The organism is Deltaproteobacteria bacterium (assembly GCA_030654105.1).
Taxonomy (GTDB): domain Bacteria; phylum Desulfobacterota; class SM23-61; order SM23-61; family SM23-61; genus JAHJQK01.
This window is the reverse complement of record JAURYC010000234.1, coordinates 1-7,529: the sequence shown is the minus strand read 5'-3', so window position 1 is coordinate 7,529 and position 7,529 is coordinate 1. Positions and strand designations below refer to the sequence as shown.

6 protein-coding genes, 1 tRNA gene and 1 pseudogene are annotated in these 7,529 nt (G+C 48.5%); 3 read left to right on the top strand and 5 right to left on the bottom strand.

The features are described from left to right. Positions 1–213: 213 nt before the first annotated feature. Positions 214–287 (top strand) — tRNA-Gln (locus Q7V48_09890). Between the two features lie 68 nt (positions 288–355). Here Q7V48_09890 and Q7V48_09885 read toward each other — a convergent pair. The 4 genes from Q7V48_09885 to Q7V48_09870 form a co-directional block, all read right to left on the bottom strand. Then, complete coding sequence (locus tag Q7V48_09885) at positions 356–2,047, bottom strand: glutamine--tRNA ligase/YqeY domain fusion protein (protein ID MDO9211039.1); 1,692 nt, start codon at positions 2,045–2,047, stop codon at positions 356–358. Positions 2,048–2,143: 96 nt separating this feature from the next. Beyond that, the gene (locus Q7V48_09880) at positions 2,144–2,371 is read right to left on the bottom strand and encodes a hypothetical protein (protein ID MDO9211038.1); all 228 of its coding nucleotides are present in this window, start codon (positions 2,369–2,371) and stop codon (positions 2,144–2,146) included. Positions 2,372–2,513: 142 nt separating this feature from the next. Next, positions 2,514–3,155 (bottom strand): lactate utilization protein, encoded by a 642-nt coding sequence (locus Q7V48_09875; GenBank protein MDO9211037.1) that lies wholly within the window; start codon positions 3,153–3,155, stop codon positions 2,514–2,516. Between the two features lie 163 nt (positions 3,156–3,318). Continuing rightward, a complete protein-coding gene (locus Q7V48_09870; protein MDO9211036.1) occupies positions 3,319–4,065 on the bottom strand; it encodes an SDR family NAD(P)-dependent oxidoreductase in 747 nt (248 codons plus the stop codon). A gap of 346 nt (positions 4,066–4,411) precedes the next feature. Between Q7V48_09870 and Q7V48_09865 the strand changes: the two genes are divergently transcribed. Next, complete coding sequence (locus Q7V48_09865; protein MDO9211035.1) at positions 4,412–4,693, top strand: hypothetical protein; 282 nt, start codon at positions 4,412–4,414, stop codon at positions 4,691–4,693. A gap of 51 nt (positions 4,694–4,744) precedes the next feature. Beyond that, positions 4,745–4,846, top strand: a pseudogene (locus tag Q7V48_09860) (DUF1722 domain-containing protein). 311 nt (positions 4,847–5,157) lie between these two features. On the opposite strand, the gene Q7V48_09855 reads toward Q7V48_09860, so the two are convergent. Then, complete coding sequence (locus Q7V48_09855) at positions 5,158–7,071, bottom strand: nucleoside-diphosphate sugar epimerase/dehydratase (GenBank protein MDO9211034.1); 1,914 nt, start codon at positions 7,069–7,071, stop codon at positions 5,158–5,160. Between the last annotated feature and the right edge of the window lie 458 nt (positions 7,072–7,529).

Below are 7,529 nucleotides of genomic sequence, written 5' to 3'. Positions count from 1 at the left end.
GCTTAGAAAATAACATCTTAATCCCCCCAACCCTCCTTCAGAAAAGATGGGCGAGGGGGGATTTTCATAATTCGCGGGGAACAAATCAGTCTTGAAAATTTAGTTTGTATACAAAATAATATAGACTGAAAAAAAAGGTGTCAAGTAAATTTTTGGGGGTCGCTTTTTTATTGACTCCCTGCAAGATTTTGTGTATTTTTTTTATAGATTTAATGGGGGATCGTTCAACGGTAGGACAACGGACTCTGACTCCGTGAATCAAGGTTCAAATCCTTGTCCCCCAGCCACAGAAAAAAAGGGCTTAACTTATTGGGTTAAGCCCTTTTTTTGCCGCCCACGAAATCTTTCTTCAGAACTATTTCTTCACTTGGCTGGCGATCTTAGCCCAGGAATCCCTCAGGGGCACTGTCCGGTTGAATACCAGCCCCTTTGCGGAAGAATCCGCGGGATCTGCACAGAAGTACCCCAGCCTTTCAAACTGGTACCGGCTTCCGGGGGCCGCGCCGGCCAGACTGGGTTCAACCTGGCAGGACGTAAGAGTTTCCAGTGATTTGGGGTTCAAATAAACGGTAAAATCAGAGCCTTCCTTTTCGGCCAGCGGATTGGCAACCCTGAAGAGGCGATCATATAGTCGAACCTCCGCCGGAAGGGAATGAGCCGCCGAAACCCAGTGGATGGTTGCATCGACCTTGCGCCCGTCGGGAGCAAATCCACCCCGGGTCTCTGGATCATAGGTACAGTGGATCTCGACCCCTTCGCCTGTTTTGGGGTTCTTAACCACGCCCTCACATTTAATAAAATAACCGTAGCGAAGGCGCACTTCCCGGCCGGGAGCCAGTCGATAAAACTTTTTCGGTGGATTCTCCAGAAAATCCTCCCGTTCTATATACAACACCCGGGAAAAGGGAACCTTCCGGGTTCCCATAGCGGGATTCTGGGGATGGTAGGGGCAGTCGAACTCCTCCACCTGGCCCTCGGGGTAGTTGTCGATGACCACGCGGAGGGGATACAGCACCCCCAGGACACGCGGAGATCGTTCGTTCAAATCCTCCCGGACACAGTGCTCGAGGAGAGTCACATCGACGACGCTATCATTCTTGGCCACTCCGATGCGCTCACAGAAATTCCGGATCGCCTCGGGGGTGTAACCTCGTCTGCGCATCCCCGCGATGGTGGGCATGCGGGGATCATCCCATCCCGTGACATACCCCTTCTCTACTAATTCTATGAGCTTGCGCTTACTCAAAACCGTGTAGCTGAGGTTGAGGCGGGCGAACTCGATCTGCTGGGGATGGTGTTCTACTTTCAATTCGTCCAGAATCCAATCATACAGGGGGCGGTTATTTTCAAATTCCAGCGTACAAATGGAGTGGGTGATCCCTTCGATGGAATCGGAAAGGCAATGGGCAAAGTCGTACATGGGATAAATGAGCCACTGGTTACCCATCCTGTAGTGCGGCTCTTTCTTAATGCGAAAGATGACCGGATCTCGCATAACTACATTGGGAGAAGCCATATCGATTTTGCCCCGAAGCACATGGGCCCCTTCATCGAATTCCCCGGCCCGCATGCGCCTAAACAAGTCCAGGTTCTCTTCCACCAAACGGTTGCGGTAGGGGCTGTCCTTGCCGGGTTTGGTTAAAGTGCCCCGGTACTCCCGGATCTCGTCCGCACTCAGGCTGCACACATAGGCTTTGCCCACCTTGATCAGCCGCACGGCATACTGGTAGAGCTGTTCATTGTAGTCGGAGGCGTAGAACAACCGGTCCTCCCAATCGAACCCCAGCCACCGAACGTCTCGGATGATGGAATCCACATATTCGATGCTCTCACCACTTGGATCCGTATCGTCCATGCGTAAATTGCAGGTACCCCGGTATTGGGCGGCGATGCCAAAATTGAGGCAGACGGACTTGGCGTGCCCGATATGGAGATAGCCGTTCGGCTCCGGTGGAAAGCGGGTGGCCACTCGACCCTCGTTCTTATTGGCCTTCAAATCCTCATCAATGATTGCCCGAATAAAATCAGATGACGGGCTCGTATCCATTCTGCTCATATATGAGGTACCCTTCTTTCTTTCCCTCTATTGCTTCATTGCTCTTCTTCTGGCTTTTTTCCTGAAAGTTAACCGCTGTTTGTCTAATTACTCAGCTTTCATCTTTTCCAATTCTTCGATAATCTTCAGGTAAAGGGCGATATCCAAAGGGGCCTCCAGCTGGTTTTTGCGTTCCAGGTCCCAGCGGTAGACATTGACCAACACTCTTGGCCATTCGCGCCATTCTCTGTAAGGGCCAAGGTTCACTTTTTTCCCCGCCTCCAGTTCGATCAACCCCGTCGGCCAGTCTTTCTTTACTTTATGGGCAACAGCCATTTTTCCCTCCACCATATATAATGGAATAATGGAATGCTGGAAGGATGGGAAATGACGGGAAAGAAAATTAAATAGGTTCTTAAAATTTTCCCCTGGTTTTACCCATCATTCCGTTTTTCCATCATTCCATCATTCCAGCTACTTAGAGTCCTAAAAACTCGCCGATGATAAAAACCGAAATATCCGTCCTCCGGGGTTTTTTGGCCAGGATTACGTAGGCGTTGCAGATTCTTTCCGGCGAAGCACAATCCGAACACTCTCCCGTCTGACCACAAGGATTTTTGTATCCCAGCCGCTTGACGTTCATCGGAGCCGTCCATTCCTGAACTTTTTTCTGGGCCTCGTCAATGTCTTTGACGATTTTGTTCACGCCGCAGAGCAAAATCACTTTCTTCGGCCCATAGATCATCGGCCCGACTCGATTGCCGGTGGCGTCGATATTATAAAGCTTCCCATCCTCGGTTATGGCGTTACTGCTGGCGAGAAAAAAATCAGCGGTTAAAATCTGCCGGCGAATCTTGTCTCCCTCTTCGGGCGAGAGTCCTTTGGCAAAGGGATTCAAAAATTTCACAGAGCGTTTTTGCGCTTCCTCTATGAAACCGATCTGGTTCAGGGTGAGGGATCCGCCATACCCTACGGTTGAACCTTCCGGGATCATTTTCCAGACCTCCGCCAAAGCTTCCGAGGCCTTGGGAAAAAACCGGGCGTCGAAGTTGTTCTTCTTCAGGGCTACGATTGTCCTTTCCACCTGGAGCTCCTGGTACCATTGATGAAACTGCGTCATTACTTCACCCTCCTTTCAAAGTTTAAGCATTCACCGCAGAGTACGCAGAGAAATAAATAAAGTCAAATGTCATACCCAGAAACAAACTTAGTATTGATATTTTGATCTTTGAATTTTTTATTCCCTCTCGGCGCTCTCGGCGCTCTCCGCGGTAAAAAGATTTCTAATAAACTGATCTCCCGCCACTGATGTCATAGCACTGGCCGGTCACAAAAGAAGCCTCGTTTGAAACCAAGAATTTGACCACGGCAGCTACTTCTTCCGGTTTGCCCAATCTTCCCAGAGGAATCTTAGAAGTCAAAAGGGTTCGCTGCTCGGGAGTCATCTCTTTGGCCATATCCGTTTCGATCAAGGCTGGCGAAACGCAATTTACGTGGACGTTGTACGGAGCCATCTCTTTCCCCAGAGTCTTGGTCAAGCCGATGATCCCGGCTTTGGCCGCAGAATAGGGAGCCATGAGGGCGTTCCCTTCCTTACCGGCTACCGAAGCCATGTTGACGACTTTCCCGCTCCCCTGGGCTTTCATGATGGGAAGAACCGCCTTGCAACAAAGAAAAGTCCCTTTTAGGTGCACGGCGATTACCCGGTCCCACATCTCCTCCGGATACTCCATCACCGGGAAATACGGCCCAAGAATCCCGGCATTATTCACTAAGATGTCGATCCGCTTAAATTGCGACATGGTTTGGTTGACCATACTGGCAACATCGGCCCAGCGGCTGACGTCCATCTGGATCGGCAAGGCTTCTCGTTTCATTTGCTGTATCGCTTCTGCCTTTTCTTGTGCCCTTGCCCCATCAATTTCGGCAATGACCAGGTTCGCTCCATCCCGGGCCAGCCGTTCGGCGATGGCCCACCCCAGCCCTCTGCCGGCACCGGTGACGATTGCCACTCTTCCCAATATATCCATCGCTTTCCTCCATGGATGTTGTCAGAAATTACCCCTCCCCTTCTAAGACTATGCCGTAACCCAGGCGGCAGGGTATTCTCTTTCGCCTAGCTCTTCCGATTCCGGAATTGCAACCCAGTCTCTCTGGGGAAATGCCAAAATTATAACCTCAATGAATAAATATCACAATATAAGGTTGGAAAAAAGTTGCAAAATAAAAATGGTCACCTGGAAGCCGAAGCCGTTAAGGCCATTCCCAAAGATCTAAATCCATCCGCGATTTGACAATCCTGAACATAGATGTTAAGAGTTTAACTATTAAATATGCATTTTTCAGCCGCTGTCCTCCAAAGAAGGAAGGAAAAGATTGTTGGGTTGGGAAAAGTACAGGCGCTGGACAATTCTTCTTTTTCTGTTCTCGGCCTTGGGGGCTACACCGATTCTGGCCCAGGATACAATAACCATCCTCCAGTTGGGTCCTTTTTCCGGGTCTGGCCAGGATGTTGGCCACCGTTCCCTTTTAGGAACGCAGTTGGGCGCTGAGGAGATCAACGCCGCTGGTGGGCTCTTGGGGAAAAATTTTATTCTTCTCCCGATCTACCCAACACGATCCTCACTCCATTCCCTGCAAAATCTGGGTAAGCCCTGAATTCTCCTGGCTGCCTATAGTAGTAACCAGTCTATTATAGGGGTTTTCCTTCTCATTGATCGCTATGGACGCAAATACGACCCGCCTTACCTTAAACAACAGATCCACTTGAATCCGCACCCGTTAGAGCTTCAATTACGAAATCATGTCTGATTATTTTGTTGGCCCATTCCTGACTGCCGGATAAGGTCAAGTGTCAAGGATCATCTTAATTCATCCCCTTGGAGGGTAGAGGGAATCGTCTTAAAAATGAATCGTTTGGGAATGGTTTGAGGGGATGAGGGAATGAGGGAATGGGTAGTTGACTTAAAAATTAAGTCAGGGGGAAAGGTTAAAGGATGGGGGGTTGAGGGCGGAGGGGGGTAAGAGGTGTAAGGGTTGAGGTTAGAGGTTGGAGTTAAATGGAGGTGGAATTTATTCGAGGCGGGTTGGGAAGCGACGAAGGGGAATGCGGCGGGAGAACCTCATTGATTCTGGGGCGGGTTGCAATCATTCATATTAAATGGCTGGTACTCGGGGACGATTTCTTTCAATTTAGCCTTGATGCCAGAGGCATTCTGCTCATGAGCCAGTTTGGTAAGTTCTTCAATCCTTGCGTTGAGCCAATTGAGGTCGTAGCCATTTCCTTTCAGGACAAAGATCTTTTCATAATCGGTCCGAACAATTCCTTCCCCTTCGGTGATTAATTCTTCATAGAGTTTTTCTCCGGGACGAAGACCAATAAACTTGATTTCAATGTCTTCATCAGGCTTGAACCCTGACATGCGGATAAGGTCGCGGGCCATGTTTACGATTTTGATGGGAGTGCCCATATCCAGAATGAATATCTCGCCCCCCTCGCCTAAAGCACCGGCCTGAAGAATCAGTTTGCAGGCCTCGGGAATCGTCATAAAATAGCGAGTAATTTCGGGGTGGGTAACAGTTACCGGGCCAAAACGTTCGATCTGCTTCTTAAAGAGGTGAACTACGCTTCCTTCACTGCCGATTACATTCCCAAACCTGACGGATACAAACCGGGTAGGATTGGCAGAGCTATAAGAGGATGTTATCATTTCTGCGATTCTTTTCGTTGCCCCCATGACGTTTGATGGGCGGACGGCTTTATCTGTCGAAATCATGATAAACTGTTCCGCTTCATATTGACGAGATGCTTCCACGATGTTGCGCGTCCCAATAATGTTATTGAACACACCCTCCCAAGGATTCAGCTCTACAATAGGGACATGTTTATAGGCTGCCGAATGGATTACTGCCTGCGGCCTGTGGGCGGCAAAGAGTCTATCGAGAAAACCCCGATTCTGCACATCCCCAAGAACAGGTGTAATGAAAGTTTGGGGGAACATTTGACGGAATTCCATCTCCAGGTGAAACAGGCTATTTTCTGTTTTGTCGAGGAGGATAAGGTTTTTGGGGGAAAATTGGGTAATCTGGCGACAAAGTTCAGATCCGATCGACCCCCCTGCTCCTGAAACAAGAAAAACTTTATCCTTCAGGTAATCTCCGATAGTTTTTACGTCGAGATTAACCGGATCGCGGCCTAAGAGGTCTTCAAAGGAGACCTCCCGGATAGTTTTAAAAGAAATCTTTCCATTAATCAATTCACCAATCCCAGGTGTAGTGCGAATCTTTAACCCTGTTTCTTCGCAAGTTTCGATGATTCTTTTCATCTGCTTGGCCGAAGCAGAAGGCAGGGCTATTAAAATTTCATCGATTCCGCCTTGGGAAGCGAGTTGATGAATTTTATGAATCGGCCCCAAAACTGGGACTCCGTGAATTTTCATGCCGTGCTTCGTAGCGTCATCATCCAAGAAACCCAAAACCTCATAATGGAGACGGGCATTATCCATTATTTCACGAAGCATCTTTTCTCCGGCATCCCCTGCCCCAATGATCACCAATCCTTTTTCTGGCTTCCGGAAAGTCCATCCAGAACGAAGTTGAAACATCTGTTGTAACGGGGAAAAGCCTTTCTCTTGTTCAGAGAGAAAGAGCCTGATGCCTACTCTGAGCCCACCGATGAAAACAAAGGTTAAAACCCAGTCTATGATAAATGCAGCACGGGTAAAGCCTTCGAAGCGGTACAGGAAAAGGATCCCCAAAACGATAATGGCCGATGAAGTTAATGTGGCCTTCATCACATTAAATAGATCGACAAGGCTGGTATACCGATACATGCCCCTGTAGAGGCCGAAGAACCAGAAAGAGATAAGCTTCAATAAAAGGATGTAGGGAACAGCCGAATAAAAATGTTCCCATTCGAGGGCAGGGATCTTACCCTCAAACCGCAGAAGGTAGGCCAGTAGAAACGCTCCGACAATCAAGAAGGAATCAAAGAACAGGATCAAATAGAAACTTTTATTACGGATGATGTTTTTCATAGAATAAAAACCGATGAAGATACGAAGAAAAACTCTTTTAAAGTCATTACCAGGAGTCCGCCTTAGGCGGACGACGAAGCAATCTTATATCGTTATGGAATTTTTAAAGACGAGACTGCCTCGCTACGCCGGCAAAGACTCGCATGAGGGTTTTCCCGCAAACGAATAGATCATTGATGACCGATATAAGATCATTATGGCCTTATCGTCTTTTTTCAAAGATAATACACCATACGATATCCGACGTCAATCTTTTTTTATGGCAGTGTCTCAAGACATTCACTCCCCGATTAAGGTCTTCGTCGGTCATCTGGGTTCCTGAGGGAAGGCATAATTCCCTTTCAAAAAGATCTTCGCTTGCCTCTCCCCCATTTACCCCTGTTTTATACCTTTTCCTGTCGCTAGGCGCTATGCCCCTTGCTCCTGGCGTGATTTCGAAAACGGGTTGCATAGGCATC